The following is a 26,265-nucleotide window of genomic DNA, read 5'->3' on the forward strand; positions in this document are numbered from 1 at the left end:
TGCGAACATTCATCCTTATAAGTACTGAAAAAAACGGGATTTACTAATAAATTACGGCAAGATGTTTCCTGCTGCTTTATACACCTCATACCATTCATGGCGGGTCAATACGATCGAAGATGCTTGCGCGATTTCTTCGATCCGATGTGGGGTCATCGTTCCAGCAATCACTTGCATGTTTGCAGGGTGACGTAAGATCCACGCAGAAGCAATACCTGTTGGTGTCGTTTGATACTTGTCCGCTAGTTCGGTCAATTTTTCGTTCAACTCTGGGAATTTCTCGTTACCGATAAAGACACCTTCGAAGAAACCATATTGATACGGAGACCAAGCTTGGATCGTCATCTCATGCAAGCGAGAATATTCAAGAATTTCTCCATCATGATCGACACTACCAGCATCCGTCATGTTGACATGAATTCCTTGATCGATCATTCCCGTATGCATGATCCCGAATTGCAGCTGATTCGCTACTAAAGGTTGGGAAACATATTTTTTCAACAATTCGATTTGACCAGGTTTTTGATTGCTGACACCGAAGTATTTCACTTTGCCGTCTTTTTCTAATTGATCAAAGGCAGCTGCCACTTCTTCTGGTTCAAACAAAGTGTCAGGGCGATGCAATAGTAGCGCATCCAAATGATCGGTTTTCAAACGCTGTAAACTACCTTCCACGGAAGAAATGATATGCTCTTTCGAAAAATCAAACATTTCACCTGGAACGATGCCACATTTTGATTGAATGAACAACTCTTCTCTTTTGGCATCCGTTTTTGCTAACGCTTCCGCAAAAATCGTTTCACACTCCCCGCGCCCATAGATATCGGCATGGTCAAAAAAGGTAATGTCATTTTCAATCGCTGTCGTCAATACTTTCACTGGGTCTTTGGCATTGTTGATTCGCATCAAACCTAAAATCACGCTAGATACTTCTAAATCAGTGGGACCGAATTTAATTTTTTTCACGTAAAGTTCCTCCTTATTTAAACTACATTCTTATTTTAGCACAACAAGATGAAAACGCTACACCAACGTCAAAAAAACCTCCTATAAAATGAAAACCACCAGCACAACCGATTGGTTCTACTGGCAGTCATCCTTTACTTTCAATTTGCATTACGCATTGAAACGTTCTTTACTTCATCGCCTTTGATGAGTTGCTATAGTGTAAGGCTTTGTCACCAATGTCATTTCGATAAAACAAACCCGACAAAGGCAATTTATTGATTGCTTCATAGACGTTCTTTTGGGCAGTAGCTAAATTCTCAGCTGAAGCTTCCACAAGAAAAACACGACCACCAGCTGCCGTCAAATCGCCTTGATCAGCAGTCTCCTCCACTCCTGCATAAAAGAATTGTGTTCCTTCTCCTTGAGGAGATGGAACAGGCATTCCTTGCTGATACTTGCCAGGATATCCTTGCGATGCAATCACGACACCGATCGAAGCCGCTTGATTCCAGCGGATCGCGGGCTCTCGATCCTGCAAGAGATCATCAATGATCTGTGCCAGGCTACTATCTAAACGACTTAACACGACTTGCGTTTCTGGATCACCAAAACGAGCATTAAATTCAATGACTTTCGGTCCGTCATTAGTAGCAATCAGACCTGCATAAAGAATACCAGTAAATGGTGTCTTATTAAGAATCATCCCTTTTGCTGCAGGAAGTAAAACTTCTTTGACCGCTTGATCGACCATTTCTTGCGGAATCTGCGGTACTGGTGTGTACGCCCCCATACCTCCTGTATTCGGCCCTAAATCGCCATCAAACGCACGTTTATGGTCTTGCGCAATGACCATTGGATAGACGGCTTCGTCCTTAACAAACGCCAAGAGCGAAAACTCTTCGCCAGCCAAAAACTCTTCGATCACCACTTTTGCACCACTTTCACCAAAAGCATTTTGCTCCAGCATCGCTTCGACAGCTGCATTCGCCTCATCAACGGTTTCAGCAACAACTACGCCTTTGCCTGCCGCTAAGCCATCCGCTTTGATAACGATCGGTGCACCTTTAAGTTGGATATATGCTTTTGCTTGCGCACTATCTGTAAAGCTTTGATAGTCAGCTGTTGGAATGTGATTGGCACGCATCAATTCTTTGGCAAACTCTTTTGATCCTTCGATCATCGCTGCTTGTCGATTGGGACCAAATATTTCCAAGCCCGCCGCCTGAAAATCATCTACGATGCCATTTAGTAATGGAACTTCTGGACCAACGAAGGTCCAATCAACCTCCTGCTCTTGAGCAAAAGCAATCAAACCTTCATGATCGGACTCTTCAATTGCGACTGTCACGATCCCGTCTTTTCGCATTCCAGGATTGCCCTTTGCACAAAAGACTGTTTCAACTTGAGGGTCTTGCAGAAACTTTTTTGCGACGGCATGTTCTCTGCCACCACTACCAATAACAAGTATTTTCATCGTCTTCTCCTATTTCTTAGTGTTTAAAATGACGAACACCAGTAAAGACCATCGCCACACCGTACTTATCTGCCATGTCGATCGATTCTTGATCTTTGATACTACCACCAGGTTGAATAATCGCTTTGATTCCTTGTTGTGCTGCATATTCGACACTGTCATCCATCGGGAAAAAGGCATCGCTTGCCAGCACTGAACCAGCCAATTTATTGTTTTCACGGGCTTGTTCCACAGCGATTTTCACTGAACCAACGCGGTTCATCTGACCAGCACCGATCCCGACGGTTTGCTGTTGATTGGCTAAAACGATCGCATTGGACTTCACGTGTTTCACCGCTTTCCAAGCAAATGCCAAGGCTGCGATTTCTTCTGGTGTCGGCTGTCTTTTGGTCACCACGGTCCAATCTGCTGGTGACTCCATTTGATTGTCTGGTTCTTGCACCAATAAGCCCCCAAGGACAGAGACAACTTCTGGCTGTTTGGCTGCTTTTTCGAAATCAACAACCAGCAAGCGCAGATTTTTTTTCTTCGTTAGGATTTCAAGTGCTCCTTCTTCAAATGCAGGTGCAATAATGATCTCAAGAAAAATCCGCTGCAGCTGCTGCGCAGTTGCCACATCAACTGGACGATTTAAGACGATAATCCCGCCAAAAATCGACACTGGGTCTGCTTCGTAAGCTTCTTGGAAAGCTTCAGCAATCGTTTCTCCACTTCCGATTCCACATGGATTCATGTGCTTTAGGGCTACCGCAGTTGGCTCTGTAAATTCTTCTGCGATCCGTAAGGCAGCGTCAGCATCTTTAATGTTGTTGTAAGACAATTCTTTGCCGTGGATTTGTTTTGCGCTGGCAATCGAATAGGGCACGGGTAATGCGTCTTGATAGAAGGAAGCTTTCTGATGACTATTTTCACCATAACGCAATGTTTGTTTCAAAACATAGGTTTTCGTCAAGTTCTCCGTTTCTGTTTCGGCCACCGCTTTGGTCAAGTATTCACCAATCAAGGCATCGTAGGCTGCGGTATGACGGAAGACTTTGGCAGCTAATTTCTTTCTTGATGCCAACGTCGTATTGCCTTCCTTCAGCTCAGTTAAAACCCAGTCGTAATCCTTGGGATCAACGACAACAGTTACTGAGGCATGGTTTTTCGCCGCAGAACGCAGCATGCTTGGTCCGCCGATGTCGATATTTTCGATTGCGTCGGCTTCTGTGACATCAGGCTTGCTGATCGTTTCTTTAAATGGATAAAGATTGACGACAACGAGGTCGATCGGTAAAATACCGTGCTCAGCCATTGCCTCCATATGAGAAGGCAGATCACGTCGCCCTAACAGACCACCATGCACCCGCGGATGTAGCGTTTTTACCCTACCGTCCATCATTTCAGGAAATTCTGTGATCGCTTCGATGCCGATCGGTTGAAGCCCTGCTTCCTCCAAGACGGTTTTGGTCCCGCCAGTTGAAATGATCTCAAATCCTAAATTGGTCAATTCTTGGACAAATGGTACCAGTCCCTCTTTGTCAGTCACACTGATTAATGCACGTTTATTCACGATTTGATAGCCCCTTTTCCACAATTTCAGCTAAAACAGCTGGATAGATTTGGTGTTCCACTTGATGAATTTTCTCTGTCACACTTGTTAACGTATCGTCGGTGTCAATCCGAACGATTTCTTGGGCAATGATTGGCCCTGTATCAATGCCAGCATCGACATAATGAACCGTAACCCCCGTCACTTTCACGCCATAAGCGAAGGCATCGGCAATCCCAGATTTGCCTGGGAAGCTCGGCAACAACGAGGGATGGATATTGATGACTCTGCCTTCATAAGCGGATAATAGGGTGTTCCCGATGATCCGCATATACCCAGCTAAAACAATAAAATCGATGGCATGATACTGCAATTCTTCGATCAATTTCCTTTCAAAGGCTGCTTTTGACGCAAAAGCCGCTGGCTCCAAGACAAGCGTTTCATAGTCTCTTGCGCGAGCTTTTTCTATCACTGGCGCTGCAGGTTTATCGGAAAAGACCAATCCGATCTGCGCCCCTTTGATTTCATTAGCCTGGATCGCATCGGCGATCGCTGTAAAATTGCTGCCCGTTCCAGAAGCAAAGACGGCGATCCTCATCGGACTGCCTCTTTAAAGCAGACAGCTTCGTTGTCACGTTTCGTCACTTTACCGATCCGATACGCTGGTTCTTCATTGGCAGATAGAAGCGCCATTACTGCCGCAACATTTTCTGGCGCAACGGCTAAGACCATACCGATCCCCATGTTGAAAATCTCGAACATTTCTTGGTGAGGAATCGCGCCATGAGCAGCGATCAGATCAAATATCGGCAACTGCGGCCAAGTGTCTAGGGAGATTTCTGCCGCAAGTCCTTCAGGCAGCATCCGCGGGATATTTTCAACAAATCCGCCACCAGTGATATGAGAAATTCCAGCTAGCAATCCTTCTGTCAATAAAGGCTTCAATGCATCCACGTAAATTCTCGTTGGCGTCAATAAACTTTCTGCAAGTGTTTGGTTGCCAAGTTCTGCAAATGTTTCTGCTCCTGTATAGCCATGCTGTTCAAAAAAGACTTTTCTGACTAAAGAGTACCCATTCGAGTGAATGCCTGATGAAGGCAAACCAATCAGCTCATCGCCTTCTTTGATGGTTTCTCCAGTGATCAAGCGACTTTTTTCGACGATTCCTACGGCAAAGCCAGCAAGATCATATTCTTCTGGTTGGTACATTCCCGGCATTTCAGCGGTTTCCCCACCAATCAGGGCAGCACCCGCTTGCACACAGCCCTCTGCGACACCAGCAATGATTTGTTCGATCTTTGCAGGATCGTTTTTACCGACTGCAACATAGTCAAGGAAGTAGATAGGTTCTGCCCCTTGAGCGACGATATCATTCACGCACATTGCGACGCAATCAATGCCGATCGTTGTATGCTGTTCTTGCTGGATCGCCAATAAAAGCTTAGTTCCTACACCATCTGTCCCAGAAACGAGTACTGGTTCTTTCAATTGGTACGATGATAAGTCAAAACAGCCACCAAAACCCCCGATTGCCCCCATCACGCCTAGACGTTCTGTTCGTTTCACATGCTTTTTGATCCGTTCGACTACTTCATAACCGGCTTCGACATCGACACCGGCTTTTGCATATGCATTTGCCACGTTCGTTCCTCCTCAATCATTCATCCGCTTTTCTTCATTCAGCTCATTCGTCGTTAACGCAAGTAAACCAGCGGTCCTTCACTGCTTCGTTTGAAAAACCATTTTTGCCTACAATTTATTCAGCTAAAGACGCGAGATAGTTTTCTTCATAATCATACAAAGGGGTTGGATAATCGCCATTGAAATAGGCCATACACAATCCTGAGTAAGGTGCGTCAAAATCTAAACCGATCGCTTCGATCAACCCGTCTTCACTTAAAAAGGCCAAAGAATCTGCTTCGATTTTTTCACAAATCTCAGCTTCCGTATATTTGGCTGCGATCAATTCTTTTCTCGTTTGAATGTCGATCCCGTAAAAACACGGATAGCGCAAAGGCGGCGAACCGATACGTACATGAACTTCTTTGGCACCTGCTTCTTTTAGCAGTTGCACGATACGGCGGCTGGTGGTTCCTCGGACGATCGAATCGTCGACTAGAATCACTCGTTTGCCTTCGACTACGCCACGAACAGCTGAGAGCTTCATCCGTACACCTTGTTCCCTTAACTCCTGCGTCGGTTGAATAAACGTTCGTGCGATGTATTGATTTTTTACTAAGCCTAATTCATAGGGAATACCTGAAGCTTCTGCATACCCGCTGGCAGCAGATAAGGATGAATTCGGTACACCAATGACCATATCCGCTTCGATCGGCGCCTCTTGTGCTAAGCGACGGCCCATATTTTTACGGGCACGATGGACGTTGACGCCAGCGATGTTGGAATCAGGACGGGCAAAATAGATAAACTCCATCGAACATATCGCGGGTTGTACTTCTTGGCTATACTGTTCAATTTGAATGCCTGCATCATCAATGATCACGACTTCGCCTGGTCGGACATCACGAATAAATTCCGCACCGATGACTTCCAACGCACAGGTTTCTGAAGCCACCACATAAGCACCATTGACCATTTTCCCGATTGACAATGGCCGAAAGCCATTGGGGTCTAGTGCTGCGATCATGGCATTTTCGGTCAGTAAAAGGTACGCAAATCCACCTTTAACTTGATTTAATGCCTCCTTGACCCGATCCATAAAAAGCGGTTCTTCGCTGCGACGGATCAAGTGCATGAGAATCTCTGTATCGGAATTCGAGTGGAAAATCGCACCAGCCTTTTCTAAGGATTTCCGTAGACTTTTCGCATTCGTCAAGTTGCCGTTATGAGCTAAGCCAATCTGCTGATCAAAAAATTTGAATAAAAATGGTTGAATATTATCAACGCTACCATTACCAGCAGTTGCGTAACGAACGTGACCAATGGCAGCATCTCCTGTCAGACGCTGGAGGACACGTTCATCCGAAAAGACTTCCGCTAGCAACCCTAAATCACGGTGGCCATTGAGTTTCCCCGCATCATTCGTGACAATCCCTGCACCTTCTTGGCCGCGATGTTGCAAACTGTGTAGTCCGAAGTAGGTGACACGAGCGGCATCTGGATGACCCCAAACACCAAAAACCCCACATTCCTCGTTGAGGCTCTTTACTTCATTAAACATGGAATGGCTTCCTCCCATTTCAATTTCGCCTCAGTAAGGGGCATCTCGATCGTATCATCTTGTGCTTGCATGCGAATCTGGCCATCAGCAGTCACTTCCCCGATCGCTGTTGCAGCAGCGCCTACCAGCGCTTCAAAAGCTGCTTGCTTATCAGGTGCGACTGAAAGCACAAATCGGGATTGGGTTTCTGAAAACAATTGTGCTGCTGGCAATGACACGGTCACATTTAGACCAAAGCCCTTGTCAAAAGCGGATTCGGCTAAAGCGATCGCTAAACCACCTTCGGCACAATCGTGGGCACTTTGAACAAGACCTGCTTGGATCGCTGCGGTAACCAATTGTTGGTTCATTTTTTCTGTTTCAAGGTCAAAGGACATTAAACGCCCAGCGATCTTTCCTGTCTGCAGTTTTTGCAATTCAGACCCATTGAAGTCAGCATGGGTTTCCCCTAGGACATAGATCAGATCCCCCGCTGCTTGGAAATGCTGCGTCGTGATATGCGCCAGCTCTTCGATCAATCCGACCATCCCAATTACCGGCGTTGGATAGACCGATTGTCCGTCCGTTTCGTTGTATAAGGAGACGTTCCCAGAAATGACTGGTGTCTCTAGCACACGACAAGCTTCTGAGATCCCGTCAGCAGCCGTGGATAACTCCCAGAATCCTTCTGGTTTATCTGGCGAGCCGAAGTTAAGGCAGTCAGTGATCGCCAATGGACGCCCACCGGAAGCGACGATATTTCGAGCAGCTTCTGCAACTGCGATCTGTCCGCCGACTTCTGGATCTAAGTACAGGTAACGAGCATTACAGTCAGTCGTCATCGCCAAGGCTTTATTGGTTCCCTTGATTCGTAACACAGCGGCATCACTGCCGGGTCCTACCACGGTATTGGTACGAACTTGCGAATCGTAGGTTTCAAAAATCGAGCGTTTTGAAGCGATCGTCGGCTGCTGCAGTAGATCGGCAAATACAGACGTTGCTGAGTGAATCACTGGAACAAAGTCTGGTGTTTCCTTAAACACTTTGATCCGTTTCGGTTCTGCCATCTCTTTGTAGTAAGTCGGCGCATCTTCAGCTAAAGCATCTACTGGCAAATTAGCGACTTCCTGTCCGTGATGGAACAAACGATAGTTGCCATCATCTGTTACTTCACCGATCACGACGGCTTCTAGATCGTATTTCTTAAAGAGTGCTTCCACTTCAGCTTCATGTCCTTTTTTGACACAGATCAGCATCCGCTCTTGAGATTCTGACAACATCATTTCATAAGGCGTCATATTGGTTTCTCGTTGTGGAACATCATCTAACGTTAAGCGCAACCCTGATCCGGCTTTTGATGCCATCTCGGCACTAGAAGAAACCAATCCAGCAGCACCCATATCTTGAATTCCGACTAAAATGTCCGAATGATCCACGATCAATTCCAAACAAGCTTCCAACAAAAGTTTTTCCATAAAAGGATCACCGACTTGTACGGCGGATCGTTGTTGTTCTTCACCTTCGACAAATTCTTCCGATGCAAAAGTCGCCCCATGTATCCCGTCGCGTCCTGTTTTTGCGCCGACATACATGATGGTGTTTCCAACACCTTTGGCCTGCCCTTTTTGAATATCCTTGTGAGCAATGATCCCTACACACATCGCATTGACTAATGGATTGCCTTCATAACAAGGATCAAATGCCACTTCACCACCGACGGTCGGAATCCCAATACAGTTACCATAGCCACTGATCCCAGCAACGACTTCTTCCAAAAGATATTTCGTTCTTGGATTATCTAACTCACCAAATCGTAAGGAGTCTAAAACAGCAATCGGTCTTGCACCCATACTGAAGATGTCGCGGATGATCCCACCAACACCAGTTGCTGCTCCTTCATAAGGTTCCACCGCAGAAGGATGATTATGGCTTTCCGCTTTAAAAACGACGGCTAGATCATCGCCGATATCCACGATACCCGCACCTTCGCCAGGTCCTTGCAGTACTTGCGGCCCTTCTGTCGGGAATTTCCGCAAAACAGGTTTGGAATTTTTGTAAGAACAATGTTCACTCCACATCACTGAAAAGAGTCCAGTTTCGGTATAGTTCGGTAAACGCCCCAAAATATCTTCTGAGATCATCCGATATTCTTCTTGGGTCAATCCCCATTGCTCGTATAATTTCGTGTCTTTGATTTCTTGTGGTGTAGGTTCTTTTACGATCATTTTATCCATTTACCGGCACCTTCCCAAAATTTTTCAATAATGAAGCAAAAAACTTCTTGCCATCTTCTGAGCCCAATAAGCTTTCCATCGCTCGTTCTGGATGAGGCATCATGCCTAGAACATTGCCAGCTTTATTACAGATACCAGCGATGTTGTGTAGGCTGCCGTTGACGTTATCTTCATAACGGAAAACGATTTGATTGTTGGCAACCAATTCCTGATAAGTCGTTTCATCACAATAATAATTGCCCTCACCATGAGCGACAGGAAGCGTAATGACTTGATCCGTTTCATATTCAGAAGTAAAAGCTGTTTGATTATTCACTTGCAGACGGACCGGTTTGCAAATAAAATGGAGTGATTCATTTCTTTGTAAAACCCCTGGTAACAAGCCCGCTTCCGTTAAAATTTGAAACCCATTGCAGGTACCAAAGACAGGTTTGCCTTCATTTGCCAAACGAATGACCTCTGACATGATCGTAGAAAAACGGGCAATCGCTCCGCATCTTAAGTAATCACCATAAGAAAATCCTCCTGGAAGCAAAACACCGTCAAAACCGGCTAAGCTGTCTGCATCATGGCGCACATATTCTGCTTCTGCCCCCATGATATCTTTGATTGCCCACATCAAATCAACATCACAATTTGATCCAGGAAAAACGATCACTGCAAATTTCATAGGGCCGCTTCCTCCATTTGAACCATTTCATAACGGTAGGTTTCCATATTGACGTTTGCCAAAAGCTTGTCGCAGATCGCTTCGATTTCTTCTGCTACAGCTGCTTGTGTTTGATTGTTTGAAGGTGTCACTTTGATTTCAAAGTATTTCCCGATCCGAATATCACTGACATCTTGATACCCCAAGCGATGAACCGCTCCTTTCACAGCTTCTCCTTGAGGGTCTAAAACAGATTCCTTATAGGTTACATAAACTTTGACTAAATACATGCTGAATTCTCCTTTTCTAAACGATTTAAGACTTCTTCATAAACAGGAACGATGTCCCCTAAATCACGTCGATAGACATCTTTATCTAGATGCTCATTTGTCCCCATATCCCATAAACGACAAGTATCTGGTGAAATCTCATCAGCCAAGAGCAACTCGCCCTTTTTGGTTTTGCCGATCTCGATTTTAAAATCGATCAAGCGAATGTTGATGTTCGCAAAGATTTCCAGTAACGCAGCGTTGACTTGCAGCGCCAATGTTTTGATCTGGTCCAGCTCCTCTTCTGAGGCAAGCCCTAGATAAAACACATGATCATCATTGATAAACGGATCATCCAAACGATCTTCTTTGTAGTAAAACTCTACGATCGGCTTTGGCAGTTCGGTTCCTTCTTCGATGCCCAAGCGCTTTGAAAAACTACCAGCAGCCGTGTTGCGAACAACGACTTCTAAAGGAATCATAGCAACAGCTCGAATTAATTGTTCGTGTTTAGACACTAATTGAAGAAAATGACTTGGGACGTTTTTATCGGCTAGGCGCTGAAAAAGATGCGCAGTGATCTGATTGTTCAAGGCACCCTTTCCTACAACGGCATCTTTCTTTTGACCATTCAATGCAGTAGCTTGATCCAAATAAACGACTTTCAACACATCCTCTTCGTTGGTTTTAAACAATTTCTTGGCTTTTCCTTCATAAAGAAGCACTTCTGATTCCATAATCCACCTCAGTTAAGTAATATTTTTCACATAGCGATGACACACATCTTTATTTGCTTATTATTCTAACAACGCAGAAAAAGCGGGTCAACGATTATCTGTACATTTACATATTAATAAACACGAATGTTCGCTTTTTACCCAATTGGGTGAAAGCAGATTCCTCTTTAGAAGCAGCGAAGGATTTATAAAGCGTTTACAACATTCTTTTTTCATGCTATATTTAGGTCGTATTGTAGCTACATTCAAGGAGGAGTACTATATGTGGTCGCTAAAGAATCGTGCTGAACTTTTTTTAGCTCATTTATCAGACAAAGAAAAACAACAGCTCCATAACGAATTATTGGCCGTGCAGCAAATCCTTTCCATCAACCAACAAACAAGTTTCTATTTATTCAGTCCCTTCAAAAAAGGGGCGCGCCCTCATTATGCCGAAGAACAAAAGCGTGTTCTACAATTTCAAAATGAACGCAATGACGAATTGATTATTCATCAAATCCATCGCCAAAGCTTATTTAAACATACGTATTCTTTTCGGATTTATTTTAATTTAGAAGAAATGGACTTTTCTTTCTTGGATGATCTTTTGCATCTTTTGAAGGAACAAAGCCAGACACCAACGTTTAAATTGAGTCCAGCGGCAAATTGACTGAGTATCCTTCAATAAAAAAAGGTAAAATAAACAAAAGCCCGTAATTTATCGGGCTTTTTTTGTTATACTATTTTCAGACAACAGAAAGGATACGATTATGCTATTTACGAAACAATCATTTGATGCTTTTTCTTTAGAAACGTTAGACGAACGAATGGAAAAAATCCGTGCCGAGATTCAGCCGATTTTTCAAACGATCGGTGAGGCAGCGATCCCATTAATTGAAGAAAGCTGCCAAGAGCCTTTTTATTTGCATATTGCTCAGCACCGACGCAGAACCGTCTACCCTCCTGCCGAAACCTGGGCAGGGATCGGTCCGAACAAACGAGGCTATAAAATGGATGCCCACTTTCAAATTGGGATCAATCAAGCGTATGTCTTTGTTTGGCTCAGCGTGATCGATCAACCGAAAAATCAGGCAACGATCGCTGAATCCTGGTTGGCCCAAAAAGAATTATTCGATCAATTACCAGCTGACTTTACACTTTCTCCTGATCACACAAAATACGACCACCACCCTATCGCCATGTGGCCAACCTATCTGGAACGATTGAAGAAAGTCAAAAAAAGCGAGCTTCAAATTGGAAAGATTTTTCCGAAAGAAATGATCGAAGACGTTGAGATGGCGGATATTTTAGCAGTTTATCAAACGCTGTTGCCGCTTTATCATGCCCGTATGACGGCTTTGAAGGAGGAACAATAATATGTCAGAAAATCGGCGCTCTCGCAACGAAAAGCCAGCGAAAAAGCCCAAGCGCTTCGTCTGGTTGGCACTTCCTGCCGCCTTATTGGTACTAGGCGGCGGCTATTATGGTTATACCGTCTATCAGGATCGGCAAGAAGAAGCCGCTGCTAAAAAAGCCCTCACTTCCTTTATCGACGCTTTGGCCGATCAGAAGTACAGTGACTTGCCTGCCTTCGTGTCTGAAGACAGTTTAGCATCAACCGGCTTTACCGCAGACGAAGTCTCTGCAAAATACGAAGCGATCTTCACTGGTATCGGTGCTGAATCATTTAAAGCCTCTGGGATTGAGGTAACTCCTAATGACAAGGATTCCGATCAATTCAATTTCCAATACAACGGTTCCTTGACCACCTCGTTAGGTGAATTAACCGAGCTTTCTTATAGCGGCACGATCACTGTAGCTGATAACGAAGCCAAGATCGATTGGTCCCCTCAGTTGATCTTTCCAGGAATGGAGGGACAAGACAAAGTCAGTATTTCCGTAGATAATGCCACTCGCGGTGAGATTCTCGACCGAAACAACGAACCACTAGCAGAAAATGGCACGCTTTATCAGTTAGGCGTCGTTCCGGGGCAATTGGGCACGGGAGACGAAAAAAATGCCAATATCAAAGCGATCGCGGAACGTTTCGACCTGACAGAAGAAGCCATCGAGCAAGCATTGGGGCAATCTTGGGTTCAAGATGAGTTGTTCGTCCCCTTGAAGATCATCGAACCAACGGATGAGATGCCAACTGGAACAAGTTTAAAAGAAACGACTGGACGCACTTACCCACTTGGGGAAGCTGCCGCCCAACTGATTGGTTACTTAGGAAATGTAACAGCGGAAGATATCGAAAAAGATGAAACACTAGCAAGCAACGGACAAATTGGTCGTAGTGGTCTGGAAGCTGCCTTCGATAAAGAGCTGCGAGGAGAAAACGGCGGAAAAATCGCCATCACAGATGAAGATGGTGCTGAGAAAGCCGTCCTGTTAGAAAAAGAACGCGCAGATGGCAAGGATATCCAATTGACTATTGATGCCCAAGCCCAAAAGACGGCGTTTGACTCCTTACAAAACCAAGCAGGAGCAACGGTCGTTACCGAACCCAAAACTGGCGATCTGTTGGTACTTGCCAGCTCGCCAAGTTATGATCCCAATAAAATGACCCAAGGGATCTCACAAGAAGATTATGATGCGTATGAACAAAATGAAGACCTGCCTTTCATCAGCCGCTTTGCTACGGCCTATGCACCTGGTTCGACCTTTAAGGCCATCACTGGTGCGATCGGCTTGGAAAATGGCACGATCGATCCTACGCAGAGTATCGCAATCGATGGATTGAAATGGCAAAAAGATAGCTCGTGGGGCGACTACTTTGTGACGAGAGTTACTGATGTAGCTTCTGTGAATCTCAAGGATGCACTGGTATACTCTGATAACATTTATATGGCGCAACAAACTTTATCTATGGGCGAAGATGCCTTTCGTGACGGCTTGTCGAAGTTGATTTTTGGTGAAACATTGGATTTACCGATCGCGATGAATCCTGCTCAAATTTCAAATGAAGACTCCTTCAATTCGGACATTTTACTGGCAGATACCGGCTATGGCCAAGGAGAATTGCTATTGAATCCAATCCAGCAAGCGGCGATCTACTCCGTCTTTGCCAATCAAGGGAAGCTGGTCTATCCCCGTTTAGTGAAAGAGGCAGAGCAAAAAGACAAAGAAGTCTTTAAAGCAGAAACGATCGATCAAATCAATCAAGATTTGACCGCCGTTGTTTCCGATCCAAACGGAACTGCACATTCCTTGGCAGCATTAAACATTCCATTGGCTGCTAAGACAGGAACAGCTGAAATCAAAGAAAAGCAAGATGAAAAGGCCAGGAAAACAGTTTCTTATTTGCCTTTGATTCGCAAGACCAAGGATTCCTGATGGTTTCCATGCTAGAAGATCGCCAGGAAAACCAATCAGCAACTGGTTTAGCACCTGAGCTATTGACCTACTTAGCTGAACATTATTAAAAAAAGCTGCAACCTTCAGATCCTTATCTGAAGGTTGCGGCTTTTTTCTTATTCGGCTAAACCGACACGTTCAAAGATCGTGTCGACTTGTTTTAAGTGATGGTTGTAATCAAACGCATCGTCTAAGTCTGCTTTGGTCAACACATCCGTAATGGCTGGATCAGCTTCTAATAGTGGACGGAAATCCGTTTGCTCATCCCAAGCTTGCGCTGTTTTTGGCTGAACCAAGTCATAGGCTTGCTCTCTTGTCATACCGTGATCGATCAATTTCAACATCACTCGTTGGCTGTAGATCAATCCAAAGGTCGCATTCATATTGCGCTTCATATTCTCTGGGAAAACAGTCAGATTTTTGACGATATTGCCAAAGCGATTCAGCATGTAATCGATCAAAATCGTCGTATCCGGAATAATGATCCGTTCTGCCGATGAATGTGAGATATCCCGTTCATGCCACAGTGAGACATTTTCATAAGCTGTCACCATATGGCCGCGAACGACTCGTGCAAGTCCCGCCATATTTTCAGAACCGATTGGATTACGCTTATGGGGCATGGCAGAAGAACCTTTTTGTCCTTTGGCGAAGAATTCTTCAACTTCTCGGGTTTCTGATTTTTGTAAGCCCCGGATTTCGGTGGCAAATTTCTCAATGCTAGTTGCGATCAACGCCATTGCAGAGAAATACTCTGCATGCAAGTCACGAGGTAGTACTTGTGTGGAAATATCTTGCGCACGAATCCCTAATTTTTCACAGACATACTCTTCGACAAACGGTGGAATATTTGCAAAGGTTCCAACTGCTCCGCTGATCTTTCCTGCTTCGACCCCTTTTGCTGCCCGCTCAAAACGCTCGACATTGCGCTTCATTTCCGCATACCATAAGGCTAATTTCAAGCCAAAGGTCGTTGGTTCCGCATGTACACCATGGGTACGTCCCATCATTACGGTATGTTTGTATTCTTTGGCTTTTTCACCAATGATTGTCACAAAACGATTCAAATCTTCCCGAATCAAGTCGTTGGCTTGCTTCATCAAGTAGCCATACGCAGTATCAACAACATCCGTCGACGTCAAGCCGTAGTGGACCCATTTACTTTCATCACCTAAAGATTCAGAGACTGCTCGGGTAAAAGCAACCACATCATGTCGCGTTTGCGCTTCGATCTCTAAGATACGGTCGATATCGAAGGTTGCTTTTTCACGAATCAAAGCAACATCCTCTTTCGGTATCTCCCCTAGTTCCGCCCAAGCTTCATCCGCCAATATTTCTACTTCTAACCACGCTTGGTAACGGTTTTGATCGGTCCAAATAGCACCCATTTCTGGTCTTGTGTAACGCTCTAACATGTTATTATCTCCTTTAATCCCAAATATTGGTTTGATAGATTTCTTCAGTGGTCTCTGCGATATCTTCCGTCAAAACAGTGATATGACCCATTTTACGCCCGGTTTTCGCTTCTTCTTTGCCATAGTAATGGAATTGCCAAGCAGGTTTTGTGGCAATCAACTCATACGTTTCTGTCAATTCATCGCCTAAGACATTGACCATGACTGCTGGTGAAAGCAATGACACTTCTGGTAATGGCCAGCCACAGATCCCCCGGATATGGGCATCAAACTGACTCATGGAACAAGCTTCGATCGAATAGTGACCAGAATTATGCGGTCGCGGTGCCAACTCATTGACATACAAGCCGCCACTTTTAGTCAAGAACATTTCGATGGCTAAAACGCCTTGCAGATCCAAGGCCTTCGCAATAATATGAGCGATCCGTTTGGCTTCTTCGGCAACTTCTGGATCAATGCGCGCAGGAGCGATCGTTTGATGCAAAATATTGTTGCGGTGGATGTTTTCTACCACTGGGAAAGTGGTAAAGGTTTCTCCATTACCAGCAACTAAAATCGACAATTCTTTTTCAAAAGGAATCCACGCTTCTAATTCGCACGTCCCTTCACGCAGTAAGTTCATCGAAGGCGCTAAGTCCGCGGTACTGTATAACACGTGCTGCCCTTTTCCGTCATAACCGCCTCTAGTCGTTTTTAACACACAGGGATAACCGATACTGTCGATGGCATCTTGGATATCCGTTGGACTGATGATCGTGGCATAAGGTGCAATCACGATATTGTTAGCCTCTAGAAATGACTTTTCTAATAAACGGTCTTGAGTGATTGCTAACAGGTCAGTCCCTTGAGGGATATGGGAATAAGGCAAAATGGAATTCAATGCCTCGACACTGACATTTTCGAATTCATAGGTAATCACGTCGGCACGTCGAGCCATTTCTTCTAAAGCAAACACATCATCGTAGGCAGCAACAATATGCCAATCAGCGACTTGGGCTGTTGGACAATTGGCAGTAGGGTCTAAAACGCCAACCCGAAAGCCCATTTCTTTGGCACTCATTGCCATCATACGACCTAGCTGTCCTCCGCCAACGATTCCGATCGTTGCGTTGGGCATTAAAGGTTTAATCAAGTTGATCACTACTTTCCAATACGATTTCTTTTAATGTATTTCTTCGTGCGTCTAATTTCTCCGCTATCTCTAAATCATACATGGAAAGCATCTGGGCTGCAAGTAGTCCTGCGTTAGTTGCGCCAGCTTTTCCGATCGCCGTTGTTGCTACTGGTACACCACCCGGCATTTGCACGATCGATAAAAGGGAATCCAACCCGTTTAATGCGCGTGATTGGACGGGAACACCAATGACCGGCAATGTTGTTTTAGCTGCCACCATTCCCGGCAAATGGGCAGCGCCACCCGCTCCTGCAACAATGACTTTAATCCCTTTTTCTCGGGCTGTTTCTGCAAATTCGAACATCAAATCTGGTGTACGATGTGCCGAAACGACTTTTTTCTGATAAGGTATCGCTAACTCATCTAAAATCAAGCAGCACTCCTTCATTGTTTCCCAATCTGATTGACTTCCCATAATCACTGCAACTGCTGGTTTCATTCAATTTTCCCTCCACTGATTTTTTACGATTCTCTTCTGAATAAACCTCAGAAGTATTTTTCTTACGAAAATCATTTTGTTAGCAACCTTTTGAAGCTACGTCTGAGATATCCCAAAGTCACATGGCTCTGCTAACATTCACTTTCACCTCTAAATAGTAACGAGTTGCCCGAGCAATGTCAAAATATTTTCGAACTATTAACAAATTTTACTTTCCATTGTTCGCTTTTATCTCAAAGATATGTATTCAACACGTCAGATATCCGATAATAAGACAAATAAAGGAACAATACAAAAAATCCAGACGAATCCTCGTCTGGATCAAATAAACTTACTGTTGCAAGCTCAATTCCGTCACTTCGTCTGTTTCTTTCGGCAGTCCATTAAAGAACAGATTCAAAACAATGGCAGTCAAACTACTCATGACGATCCCATTGCCTGTAAACATTTGAACGGTTTCAGGCATTTGACTGAATAAAGTGGGCATCATATTGAACCCTAAACCAAAACCGATTGATACTGCAATCACTAACAAGTTCTTGTCATTCATAAAATCAACTTTGCTCAGCATTCTCATCCCTTGAACAGCCACCATGCCAAACATCACTAACATGCCGCCGCCAAGCACTGCCTCTGGAATGATCTGTGCGATGGCACCGACTTTTGGAAACAACCCTAATACGATCAAAAAGATTGCTGAAAAGAAAATCGGACGGCGAGTCTTAATGCCTGAAAGTTGAACCAAACCTACGTTTTGTGAAAATCCAGTATAAGGAAACGTATTGAAGATCCCACCAAGGATCACCGCCAAGCCCTCCGCACGATAGCCGCGCTTTAAGTCATTGCCTGTAATCGGTTTTTCAGTAATGTCTCCCAGTGCAAAATAAACGCCTGTGGATTCTACCAAACTAACGATGGAAATAATGATCATCAAGACGATCGACCACAGATCAAAGGTTGGTAAACCGAAATAAAAAGGCTGAGGCAAATGAAACACAGGTGCATGAGTGATGGCAGAAAGATCAACCAAGCCTAATAATGCTGCTAAAATAGTCCCACCGATCAAACCGATCAGTACGGCAATCGAGCGAATAAAGCCTTTGCCAAACACTTGCACGCCAATGATCAGGGCAATCGTCACAAAGCCTAACAATAAATTCGTTGGATCACCAAAGTTAGCAGCTGCGGCATCCCCTCCACCGATTTTGGTGATGGCGACTGGAATCAAGGTCAAACCGATGACGGTAATCACCGTTCCCGTCACCAATGGGGGAAACAAAACTTTGATTTTCGAAAAAATGCCGGCGATCAAGACAATGAAAATCCCAGCAGCAATGATCGCTCCGTAAATCGCACTGATCCCTGATTTGGTGCCAATCAAAATCAATGGGGAGACAGCTTGGATGGCACAGCCTAAAACGACTGGTAGGCCGATCCCGAAAAAGCGGGTAACAACTAATTGCAAAAGCGTAGCGATTCCGCACATGAAAATATCGATCGAGATCAAATACGTCATCTGAGCTTCATTGAAGCCCAGACCTGTTCCAATCAACAAAGGAACGGCAACAGCTCCTGCATACATCGCTAGCAAATGTTGCAAGCCTAAAACTGCTGAACGGCTATTCGTTTCTTTCATTAGGCATCTCCTTCTAAAAAGCTAACTTGGCCTTCCGACAATGAGGCGATTCGTGCTAAGGAAACAACAGGAATCCCCATTTCTTCAAGTAATTGTCGACCACTTTGGAATGATTTCTCAATCACGATACCGATACCGACGACGTTGGCTCCTGCTTGTTGACACAGTTCGATCAAGCCTTTTGCTGCTTGTCCGTTTGCTAAAAAATCATCAATAATCAAGACTGTATCCTCTGAAGACAAAAATTTCTTGGAAATCGATACTTGGCTGGTCACTTGCTTGGTAAAGGAATAGACAGATGCAGTCAGCAGCTCTTCATCCATTGTCAAACTCTTTGCTTTACGGGCAAAGATCATTGGTACTTGTAACTGTTCTGCAGTATAAAGGGCTGGTGCGATCCCTGAAGCTTCGATGGTCACTACTTTTGTGATGCCGCTTCCTTGAAACCGTTCCGCGAAGACTGCACCGATTTCTTTCATCAACTCATAATCCACTTGGTGGGTCAAAAATTGGTCCACTTTAAGAACCCCTTCGCCCAGCACATTTCCATGTGTTTTGATACGCTCAACTAATTTTTCCATCCTAGCTCTCCTCGTTCCTTTCTATTCCATCCTGAAAAAAAAGACACTCTTTTTGCCAAAGCAAAAAAAGTGTCTAACAGGCACGATTTTTACTTATAGTCCGATATTTACGGTATCGGGTAGAGACTGTCGACCATATTTCGACGATATACAAGTAATTTTTAAATGATAGATTCGATTATGCCTGTCTTTGATTAAAAACACAAGCATGGAATGCCCTTTATAAATAAAAATATTCTCATTTGTGGATCATTTCCTACTCTGGCTTCTCCATATCGCGATAGTGTTCCATCTTTTTACTGAAAAGCTCCCCATTGGACGGCGGCGTGTAGGTGATGGCATTAGCGCCTGCTTCAATCGTTTCTAAGATGCTTTCATCGGTTGGTCCACCGGTTGCGATGATCGGCAGCTTCGGATATTTTTTACGGAAGAAAGCCACGGTATCTGCTGTGTCCTTGCCAGCACTGATATTGATGACTTTCACACCAGCTTCAAGCTTGGCATCAATTTCGGTATACTTACTCGTTACGGTACTGATAACGGGAATATCTACAACTTTACAGACCTGCTCCACAGTTTTCAGTGGCGTTGGTCCGTTTAAGACGACCCCGATCGACCCTTGGGCTTCAGCAAACATGCTCATATAAGACGAGCGAAATCCTTGGGTCAAGCCCCCGCCGACACCAGAAAACACTGGAATGTCCGCTGCTTCGATGATTGCTTTCGTAATTGCTGGGTGTGGTGTAAAGGGATAGACCGCAATCACAGCATCCGCATTTGTATTGCGGATGATCGCAATATCCGTTGTGAAAATAATGGAGCGGATTTGTTTTCCAAATATTTGAATACCGCTAGCCTCTCGAATAACTTTAGGCACTTTCACGATATCTTTACGCAAATCGGTGGTGATTTTTGGCATATATTTTTCTTCCATAAGCAGCCAACTCTCTTTTCTTATTGATCAAATCGATTCAATTGGTAGGTTTCAATTACTTGAATGATTTTGCTGGCATAATCCGGATCCGTTGCATACCCTGCATCTTGTAATGCTTGTGCGGCACTGCGGTAGTCGTTTGCTGTCAAGACATTTACATAAAGTGCAGGATTCCAATCCACACCATTTACAAACAACATCGTATGATCATCCATTGATTCTTCCCAAGTATCATAGACACGAAAATCTCCTTGAATCGTGACCCATTCTCCATTATAAAACTCTTGGGTATCTAATGTCACCTTTTTTGAATGGCCAAACGACTTAATTCCAAATAAATTATTGTATTCACTGGCTAGAGAACTTTGACCCCAATCTGATTCAAGGATTGCCTGTCCAATAATGATACTTGGTAAAATCCCGTAGCCCTTTTGCAGTTCTTGTGCGTAAGGAGCGATGCGATCAATAAATTCTTCATGGGAGATGGCTTCCGTGTTTGTTTCTTCCTCTTTGGGAAGGGGGTCTGCCAAACTATTTAAGGAAAAAATAAAAGCAATCCCAATCAAGAATAACCCTAGAAAGACTAATGGGAAACGAGTCTTCTGTTTTTTTCGTCTTGCGCTCATTTTTTCACTTCCTTTGTCTGACTAAACACATTTTCAGAAAACAAATTGCCTCCATTCAGCAACAACTCATCTTGTGTAAGCTCACTGCTTTCCTGACTTTTAGCAAGAGACCCCTCATAGATCCAGTCCTCTGCCAAAGGATCTTCCCATTCGTGAGAGGACAGTTCTGCTTCTTTTCGAGCGATGTGTTCTTTTGCTTCTTCCAGAAACTCTTCAAAGGTCAACTCCTGCTCCTCAATGTAGGTTGCCACTTCGACCCCTACATATCGTAGATGCCAAGGCTCATAATCGATTTGCGTAATAGCATGTTTTCCTTTCGGGTAACGGATGATAAACCCATACTCCCTTGCATGAGCTTGTAGCCATTTTCCACCCTCAGTATCACCGAACCCCTCATTGAGCAGTTCTCCAGTATGATTTTGATACCAATCCTGATCCACAACATCAACAGCAAGCCCAGTATGGTGTTCGCTATAGCCAGGCTCAGTAAAGGTCAGTTTCGTGATACGAATTGCTTCTTCTTTTGTATGACCTTGACTCATCAGGGTGTTGACATTGGCATTGAATATCTCCTCTTGATACGCTACTGAACGGTAGGCAGAGACCATCACCAAAGGATGTCCTGCAGCTTTTGCGGCATCTGCCAGCTTTTCATAAGCTGAAACGATGCGTTGATCGACGAGATAGCCATTCGACAATTTCCCTAAATCTTTTTGGGCAATTTCGCTTTTGATTTTATTGTTTGGGCCTACCAAAACCAATGACCAATCATCCAATGAAACAGTTGGAAAATCCTCTTCGTTCACTTCATCACTAGCACTTGCTTGTTCTTGTGACTCTTGCGTGTTCCCATTTGGCTCTTTTTCATTTGTTTCTGTTGTTTCACCCGTTGTTGCTTGATCTGTTGAACGAGCGATACTTGCACTCTTTGTTGGGGTGACTGCGGTCACTCGGTTCACTTGAATGGTTAAAAGAACCATAAACAAGAAGCCCGCCGCCGCAGCCATTCCATAATACTTTTTCAAAAAATATCCTACCTTTAGTTGTAAGTTTCTTCCAGATTTTCTTTGACCCACTCCAACAGTTCGATTTTTTCATTGCGAATTTGCTGCTGAACAAAAGCGGGCAATCGGAAGTTTAGTATATCATCATAACCCCACTCATCATACGTAATACTGACTCTCAAATCAAGGTATTGGGCTGTTTCTTCAGATTCTGTTAACAATTCGACTTTCGCTAAATCGCTTGCTAACCACGTTCTGGCGATTTGAGTCTTCATTTTTTTGAACTCGACGACCGCTTGATTGCGTTTTTCTGGATAAATGACGGTTTGCCGAATGATTTTTTGGATCAACATCCATTCATAATCTGAAAACAGCAGCTTCACTTTCTGATTTTCAGCAGGTGACAGACTCATTGTGCCATTTTTCCATGCCTCCCATTGCTCCTCGGTGATGCCTAATTGTGTTTCATAAAACTGTTTTTCTGATGCGTATTGCTCGATGATGGTATTTAAAATAATTGCAATTGATACATTATGCATATGTTATCCCTCCTCTTCTACATTTTACTGAAAGTCAGCCGTAATGGAAACTTTTTGCGATTGTTTTTGATTATTTTAAAGAATTGATTTCTTTTGTTATACTAAATACGAAGGAGATGATCAATGATGAAAAAATACCGTTGGGGAATGATTGGCCTCGGAGATATCGCAACGCAATTTGCTGCTGGCTTTTCTAATGAAGCAAGTGAACTATATGGGGTCAGTGCCCGGAGTTTCCCTAAAGTCCAAGCATTTGCTGAGAAACACTCTATTCCCCATGCCTATGAAAGCACAGATGCCATGTTAGAAGATCCGCAAATCGATATTGTTTATATTGCAGTACCTAATGATCTTCATCATGAATTTATTATGAAAGCTCTGATGGCAGGAAAACATGTCCTCTGCGAAAAAGCCATCACCACCAGTGCCGATGAGCTAGCGGAAGAACTAGCCTTAGCCAAAGAAAAAAACCTAATCTTAGAAGAAGCAATGACGATTTTCAATATGCCGGTTTATGCTCGGTTGAAAGAAGAGATCGATGCCGGACGCTTAGGAAAATTAAAAATGATCCAAGCACCATTTGGCAGCTACAAAGATCCAGACCCAAGCAATCGTTTCTTCAATCCAGATTTAGGCGGCGGTGCTTTATTGGATATCGGTACGTATGCTGTTTCATTTGCCCGCTTTTTCATGACGGATACACCAGAAGTGACGTTTAGCAGCATGAAGCCCTTCTCTACAGGTGTGGATGAACAATCAGTCACGATCCTACAAAATCCAGCCGATGAAATGGCTAGTGTCACGCTGACTTTTCAAGCGAAAATGCCTAAAACCGGTATCGTCGCTTTCGAAGAAGGATACATTACCGTAGATGAATACCCTCGTGCAGACAAAGCCGTGATCCATTTCCGAGATGGAACAAATGAAGTGATTGAAGCTGGCGACAGCAGTCAAGCCCTTAATTATGAAATTGCCAATATGATCAAAGCCATCGATGGCGAGATCGAAGGATCGATCCATTTGACCACCGATGTCATTGACGTTCTTGATCAAATGCAAGCTTTTTGGGAACAGCAGTAAAATGAAAAAGACTCCTTTACGCTGATGCCAGATATAACAGGAATCAAAACACATAATACCTAATCATTCACCAATAGGATTGTCAAAAGAAAAGGTAGCAACGGAAGCGAAATTCCGTTGCTACCTTTTTTCTGTTCCAAACCACCACAGTTTTGGCGAAAATACACGCAGAAGAAAATACGGTCATAAGAAGATTTAACACTACCTATAGGCTGTAAAAAAGCTGATAATAGCACCAATTCTTAAAACGTAACTGCCCATTACTTTACACCCTAACCGTGGAAGATTACCGTGTGTACAATCTTAAAGTGGCTTCGGCAATTTTCCTGTCCATTTTAAGTAAGATTTGAGAAGGTTAACTATTCCGATGGTGTTCAGTTAGCTGGCTTTGCGTGTCAGCTAGTTCTTTATTTTGCACGCCAATTTTGAAATCAAAGACAGTAAAGATTTTTAGCAGGTGTATGCTGATGTGGACCTTTGTGCCTACGTCATCTGATCTAGGCAGTTGGGAAAAAGGTATTTCTTTTCCAAAGTCGGAGCCGTTCACTGTAGGCAGCTAACGCGGTAAAATGTAGCGTTCGAATTGCATATATATAGCTATTTTACAGTGCGTTCGCGGCTATTGTTTGAATTTAGCATAAAGACAATTCCTGCTTTTACTAATCTGCATATGTGAGGCTTCGAACTAACTTAAAAGAAAATCTTTAACATGTTTATTGAAATCTTTGCCTTCTTCATAGCTCGCGTGTCCCAGCCCTTTATAGAGAAGCAAACGATCGTTTGGGATTTTATCAGCCATCTCCGCTGAAGAATTTGATCCAACTATTTTATCGCTATCACCGCCAATTATGAAGGTAGGACAAATTATGTTTTCAAGTTTACTGAAAGTATCGTGTGCCAATACAGCTTTTGCCTGAAGTATGAACCTCTCAAAGCTTTTCGGCTTTCCAACTCTACATAGAAGTGGATACATCAGCCGATATTTTTTCAGTTTTTGGGATGAGTATGTTTTCTCCATTGTATCAATCATCAGTGATTTATAATCATTATTTTCCGCATAATTTACCCATCCGTTGACAGCTTGATGAAGAGTTTCGTTTGCACGGGAAGTGGTAACAGCAAGAATAAGCTTTTTTACCATCATAGGATAGTCGATAGCAAAGTGCTGGGCTATCATCCCCCCCTGTGATATACCCATTAGGCAAGCACTTTTTATTCCAAGTTGGTCAAGTGCTGCTTTAAGGTCTTTTGCCATCTCCCTGGTGGTGTACCCATTTTCAATATTTGTTTTTCTACTAAACACATACACCTTAAAATCGTTCAAAAAAGCCCTAAAGTAATACGCCAATTTGATTGCTTGACCCTCTACAGTTTTTAATCCATCTGATAACCCTGGCAAAATTATCAATGGAGATTTCCCCAGTCCAAATTCCACATAATCCATTTTTGATCCATTGATAGTTACTGAACTTCCTTTGGCACCATAAAACAAGATCTTCAACTCCTTCTAGTCTATAATCCCCTTTTTAAGTATATCTATATAGTCGGTAAGGTGGGTTACATACTCATTCCTAATTTGGTTAATTTCGGATTTATTTCCGTTTTGCACTTCTATTCTTTCGATAAAGTCGGCATTAAAACCTTGTAAAAACCATTTAAGCACATCAAGAACTTTTCTTTTATCCCAATTCAACGATTTCGTATCAACGTTTTCTAATACGCTATAATAAACATTCTGACCAGCATAATTAAATCTTGCTTCAACCTTTCGATAAATTTCTGTATCATTTTTGCTAAATGCTTTGATAATAAGCTTATATTTTTCTGGGTTTTGGATATACCATAAAAATTCCAATTCCGAGTATTGAATTATACGCTCAAACAAGTTAGTTGAAAGGGTGCCTAATTTTTGATATAGGTTTGCGTTTAGCTCGCCTGTGACAAAATCAAGCAAATAAAAATACAAATCTTCTTTGTTTTCAAAGTATTTAAACAAACTTCCTTTACTAATTTCAGAGGCCTTTACAATACGGTTGGTGGAACTATCTGCATACCCGTATTTTGCAAATTCTGAAATACTAACAGAAATGATTCTTTTCTTTTTATCTTCATGCAGTTCATGAAACAACTTTTTAGGCATAAGGTTCTCCGTTCAGTGACCACATGGTCATTTGTTTTCGAAATTTTAGTGACCACGTGGTCACTAAAAAAATTATACCATACGAAACTCCCGCCATCAATATGTTTATCTGTAAGAGGAACCGATCTTCGGGAGTTATCCTATCTAATTACATGGAATTGGAAGAAGAACATGCAATGGAAGTGGCTATCCAACAGCATCAAGTCAACAGTAAAAAATAAAATTTGGCTAGGGGACATTACCTAAATCCCTCTGAAGGAAGAAACGCTTTATGTATCTGTTTTTATTGATGTCTATAAGAAAAAAAGAGAGCTGATCAATGACGCTCAATTTAGAGGATTTGATCAGGCTCAAATGGA

24 protein-coding genes, 1 pseudogene and 1 riboswitch are annotated in these 26,265 nt (G+C 43.4%); of the genes and pseudogenes, 4 read left to right on the plus strand and 21 right to left on the minus strand.

What is annotated here, in order from left to right:
* Positions 1-51 precede the first annotated feature (51 nt).
* The 10 genes from IGI82_RS10660 to purC form a co-directional block, all read right to left on the minus strand.
* Positions 52-966, minus strand: coding sequence for an aldo/keto reductase (locus IGI82_RS10660; protein ID WP_016611032.1), 915 nt, complete (start codon positions 964-966; stop codon positions 52-54).
* A gap of 169 nt (positions 967-1,135) precedes the next feature.
* A complete protein-coding gene (purD, locus tag IGI82_RS10665) occupies positions 1,136-2,422 on the minus strand; it encodes a phosphoribosylamine--glycine ligase (protein ID WP_087627616.1) in 1,287 nt (428 codons plus the stop codon).
* 16 nt (positions 2,423-2,438) lie between these two features.
* Positions 2,439-3,974 (minus strand): bifunctional phosphoribosylaminoimidazolecarboxamide formyltransferase/IMP cyclohydrolase, encoded by a 1,536-nt coding sequence (purH, locus tag IGI82_RS10670; RefSeq protein ID WP_438842197.1) that lies wholly within the window; start codon positions 3,972-3,974, stop codon positions 2,439-2,441.
* Positions 3,967-4,551, minus strand: coding sequence for a phosphoribosylglycinamide formyltransferase (gene purN / locus IGI82_RS10675; protein ID WP_010749592.1), 585 nt, complete (start codon positions 4,549-4,551; stop codon positions 3,967-3,969). Before purN ends, purH begins: the two co-directional genes overlap by 8 nt.
* The gene (gene purM, locus IGI82_RS10680) at positions 4,548-5,594 is read right to left on the minus strand and encodes a phosphoribosylformylglycinamidine cyclo-ligase (protein WP_015509886.1); all 1,047 of its coding nucleotides are present in this window, start codon (positions 5,592-5,594) and stop codon (positions 4,548-4,550) included. Before purM ends, purN begins: the two co-directional genes overlap by 4 nt.
* Positions 5,595-5,709: 115 nt before the next feature.
* Positions 5,710-7,134 (minus strand): amidophosphoribosyltransferase, encoded by a 1,425-nt coding sequence (gene purF / locus IGI82_RS10685; RefSeq protein ID WP_438842198.1) that lies wholly within the window; start codon positions 7,132-7,134, stop codon positions 5,710-5,712.
* Complete coding sequence (gene purL, locus IGI82_RS10690; protein WP_170927531.1) at positions 7,119-9,347, minus strand: phosphoribosylformylglycinamidine synthase subunit PurL; 2,229 nt, start codon at positions 9,345-9,347, stop codon at positions 7,119-7,121. Before purL ends, purF begins: the two co-directional genes overlap by 16 nt.
* Entirely contained in the window at positions 9,340-10,017 is a 678-nt protein-coding gene (purQ, locus tag IGI82_RS10695; RefSeq protein WP_010749588.1) for a phosphoribosylformylglycinamidine synthase subunit PurQ, read from the minus strand. The genes purL and purQ overlap by 8 nt, the downstream gene beginning before the upstream one ends.
* Positions 10,014-10,286 (minus strand): phosphoribosylformylglycinamidine synthase subunit PurS, encoded by a 273-nt coding sequence (purS, locus tag IGI82_RS10700; protein WP_010749587.1) that lies wholly within the window; start codon positions 10,284-10,286, stop codon positions 10,014-10,016. The genes purQ and purS overlap by 4 nt, the downstream gene beginning before the upstream one ends.
* Positions 10,277-11,002 carry a phosphoribosylaminoimidazolesuccinocarboxamide synthase gene (gene purC, locus IGI82_RS10705; protein ID WP_438842199.1) on the minus strand — a complete coding sequence of 242 codons (726 nt, stop codon included), beginning with the start codon at positions 11,000-11,002 and terminating at the stop codon, positions 10,277-10,279. Before purC ends, purS begins: the two co-directional genes overlap by 10 nt.
* A 214-nt stretch (positions 11,003-11,216) precedes the next feature.
* Here purC and IGI82_RS10710 point away from each other — a divergent pair, with 214 nt between their 5' ends.
* From IGI82_RS10710 to pbp4, 3 genes and pseudogenes are all read left to right on the plus strand, one after another.
* Complete coding sequence (locus IGI82_RS10710) at positions 11,217-11,651, plus strand: hypothetical protein (protein ID WP_016611022.1); 435 nt, start codon at positions 11,217-11,219, stop codon at positions 11,649-11,651.
* A 100-nt stretch (positions 11,652-11,751) separates the two neighbouring features.
* Positions 11,752-12,357 (plus strand): DUF1054 domain-containing protein, encoded by a 606-nt coding sequence (locus IGI82_RS10715; RefSeq protein WP_016611021.1) that lies wholly within the window; start codon positions 11,752-11,754, stop codon positions 12,355-12,357.
* Position 12,358: 1 nt separating this feature from the next.
* A pseudogene (gene pbp4 / locus IGI82_RS10720) lies at positions 12,359-14,406 on the plus strand (penicillin-binding protein PBP4(5)).
* 48 nt (positions 14,407-14,454) lie between these two features.
* Here the strand turns inward: pbp4 and purB are convergent.
* From purB to IGI82_RS10765, 9 genes are all read right to left on the minus strand, one after another.
* Positions 14,455-15,753: an adenylosuccinate lyase gene (gene purB, locus IGI82_RS10725; protein WP_077453800.1), complete on the minus strand. Its 1,299-nt coding sequence runs from the start codon at positions 15,751-15,753 to the stop codon at positions 14,455-14,457.
* A gap of 13 nt (positions 15,754-15,766) precedes the next feature.
* On the minus strand, positions 15,767-16,894 hold the full coding sequence (gene purK, locus IGI82_RS10730) for a 5-(carboxyamino)imidazole ribonucleotide synthase (protein WP_015509893.1): 1,128 nt from the start codon (positions 16,892-16,894) through the stop codon (positions 15,767-15,769).
* Complete coding sequence (purE, locus tag IGI82_RS10735) at positions 16,878-17,366, minus strand: 5-(carboxyamino)imidazole ribonucleotide mutase (protein WP_005236418.1); 489 nt, start codon at positions 17,364-17,366, stop codon at positions 16,878-16,880. The genes purK and purE overlap by 17 nt, the downstream gene beginning before the upstream one ends.
* Before the next feature lie 331 nt (positions 17,367-17,697).
* Positions 17,698-19,002, minus strand: a complete 1,305-nt coding sequence (locus IGI82_RS10740; protein ID WP_008381472.1) for a nucleobase:cation symporter-2 family protein — start codon at positions 19,000-19,002, stop codon at positions 17,698-17,700.
* Positions 19,002-19,583, minus strand: a complete 582-nt coding sequence (locus tag IGI82_RS10745; RefSeq protein WP_010749578.1) for a xanthine phosphoribosyltransferase — start codon at positions 19,581-19,583, stop codon at positions 19,002-19,004. Before IGI82_RS10745 ends, IGI82_RS10740 begins: the two co-directional genes overlap by 1 nt.
* A 76-nt stretch (positions 19,584-19,659) precedes the next feature.
* Positions 19,660-19,757: riboswitch (purine riboswitch) on the minus strand.
* An 82-nt stretch (positions 19,758-19,839) separates the two neighbouring features.
* Complete coding sequence (locus tag IGI82_RS10750; protein ID WP_010749577.1) at positions 19,840-20,517, minus strand: hypothetical protein; 678 nt, start codon at positions 20,515-20,517, stop codon at positions 19,840-19,842.
* Between the two features lie 20 nt (positions 20,518-20,537).
* On the minus strand, positions 20,538-21,143 hold the full coding sequence (locus IGI82_RS10755) for a glycoside hydrolase family 73 protein (RefSeq protein ID WP_005229997.1): 606 nt from the start codon (positions 21,141-21,143) through the stop codon (positions 20,538-20,540).
* Positions 21,140-22,150, minus strand: coding sequence for a M15 family metallopeptidase (locus IGI82_RS10760; protein WP_438842605.1), 1,011 nt, complete (start codon positions 22,148-22,150; stop codon positions 21,140-21,142). Before IGI82_RS10760 ends, IGI82_RS10755 begins: the two co-directional genes overlap by 4 nt.
* Positions 22,151-22,182: 32 nt before the next feature.
* On the minus strand, positions 22,183-22,686 hold the full coding sequence (locus tag IGI82_RS10765) for a hypothetical protein (protein WP_005229993.1): 504 nt from the start codon (positions 22,684-22,686) through the stop codon (positions 22,183-22,185).
* A 123-nt stretch (positions 22,687-22,809) separates the two neighbouring features.
* Between IGI82_RS10765 and IGI82_RS10770 the strand changes: the two genes are divergently transcribed.
* The gene (locus IGI82_RS10770) at positions 22,810-23,766 is read left to right on the plus strand and encodes a Gfo/Idh/MocA family protein (protein WP_005229991.1); all 957 of its coding nucleotides are present in this window, start codon (positions 22,810-22,812) and stop codon (positions 23,764-23,766) included.
* Positions 23,767-24,451: 685 nt separating this feature from the next.
* Here IGI82_RS10770 and IGI82_RS10775 read toward each other — a convergent pair.
* The gene (locus IGI82_RS10775) at positions 24,452-25,258 is read right to left on the minus strand and encodes an alpha/beta fold hydrolase (protein WP_438842200.1); all 807 of its coding nucleotides are present in this window, start codon (positions 25,256-25,258) and stop codon (positions 24,452-24,454) included.
* 15 nt (positions 25,259-25,273) lie between these two features.
* The gene (locus tag IGI82_RS10780; protein ID WP_074932683.1) at positions 25,274-25,906 is read right to left on the minus strand and encodes a TetR/AcrR family transcriptional regulator; all 633 of its coding nucleotides are present in this window, start codon (positions 25,904-25,906) and stop codon (positions 25,274-25,276) included.
* Positions 25,907-26,265: the final 359 nt, after the last annotated feature.

It is taken from the genome of Enterococcus sp. AZ067, from assembly GCF_051715005.1.
In the GTDB taxonomy this organism is placed as follows: Bacteria; Bacillota; Bacilli; order Lactobacillales; family Enterococcaceae; genus Enterococcus_D; species Enterococcus_D casseliflavus.

Excerpts from the sequence above, each read along its gene's own strand:
- purD (WP_087627616.1), bottom strand. The coding sequence starts at position 2,422 with ATGAAAATACTTGTTATTGGTAGTGGTGGCAGAGAACATGCCGTCGCA.
- purN (WP_010749592.1), bottom strand. The coding sequence starts at position 4,551 with ATGAGGATCGCCGTCTTTGCTTCTGGAACGGGCAGCAATTTTACAGCG.
- purF (WP_438842198.1), bottom strand. The coding sequence starts at position 7,134 with ATGTTTAATGAAGTAAAGAGCCTCAACGAGGAATGTGGGGTTTTTGGT.
- purL (WP_170927531.1), bottom strand. The coding sequence starts at position 9,347 with ATGGATAAAATGATCGTAAAAGAACCTACACCACAAGAAATCAAAGAC.
- purQ (WP_010749588.1), bottom strand. The coding sequence starts at position 10,017 with ATGAAATTTGCAGTGATCGTTTTTCCTGGATCAAATTGTGATGTTGAT.
- purS (WP_010749587.1), bottom strand. The coding sequence starts at position 10,286 with ATGTATTTAGTCAAAGTTTATGTAACCTATAAGGAATCTGTTTTAGAC.
- purC (WP_438842199.1), bottom strand. The coding sequence starts at position 11,002 with ATGGAATCAGAAGTGCTTCTTTATGAAGGAAAAGCCAAGAAATTGTTT.
- IGI82_RS10710 (WP_016611022.1), top strand. The coding sequence starts at position 11,217 with ATGCTATATTTAGGTCGTATTGTAGCTACATTCAAGGAGGAGTACTAT.
- IGI82_RS10715 (WP_016611021.1), top strand. The coding sequence starts at position 11,752 with ATGCTATTTACGAAACAATCATTTGATGCTTTTTCTTTAGAAACGTTA.
- purB (WP_077453800.1), bottom strand. The coding sequence starts at position 15,753 with ATGTTAGAGCGTTACACAAGACCAGAAATGGGTGCTATTTGGACCGAT.
- purE (WP_005236418.1), bottom strand. The coding sequence starts at position 17,366 with ATGAAACCAGCAGTTGCAGTGATTATGGGAAGTCAATCAGATTGGGAA.
- IGI82_RS10740 (WP_008381472.1), bottom strand. The coding sequence starts at position 19,002 with ATGAAAGAAACGAATAGCCGTTCAGCAGTTTTAGGCTTGCAACATTTG.
- IGI82_RS10745 (WP_010749578.1), bottom strand. The coding sequence starts at position 19,583 with ATGGAAAAATTAGTTGAGCGTATCAAAACACATGGAAATGTGCTGGGC.
- IGI82_RS10750 (WP_010749577.1), bottom strand. The coding sequence starts at position 20,517 with ATGGAAGAAAAATATATGCCAAAAATCACCACCGATTTGCGTAAAGAT.
- IGI82_RS10755 (WP_005229997.1), bottom strand. The coding sequence starts at position 21,143 with ATGAGCGCAAGACGAAAAAAACAGAAGACTCGTTTCCCATTAGTCTTT.
- IGI82_RS10760 (WP_438842605.1), bottom strand. The coding sequence starts at position 22,150 with ATGGCTGCGGCGGCGGGCTTCTTGTTTATGGTTCTTTTAACCATTCAA.
- IGI82_RS10765 (WP_005229993.1), bottom strand. The coding sequence starts at position 22,686 with ATGCATAATGTATCAATTGCAATTATTTTAAATACCATCATCGAGCAA.
- IGI82_RS10770 (WP_005229991.1), top strand. The coding sequence starts at position 22,810 with ATGATGAAAAAATACCGTTGGGGAATGATTGGCCTCGGAGATATCGCA.
- IGI82_RS10780 (WP_074932683.1), bottom strand. The coding sequence starts at position 25,906 with ATGCCTAAAAAGTTGTTTCATGAACTGCATGAAGATAAAAAGAAAAGA.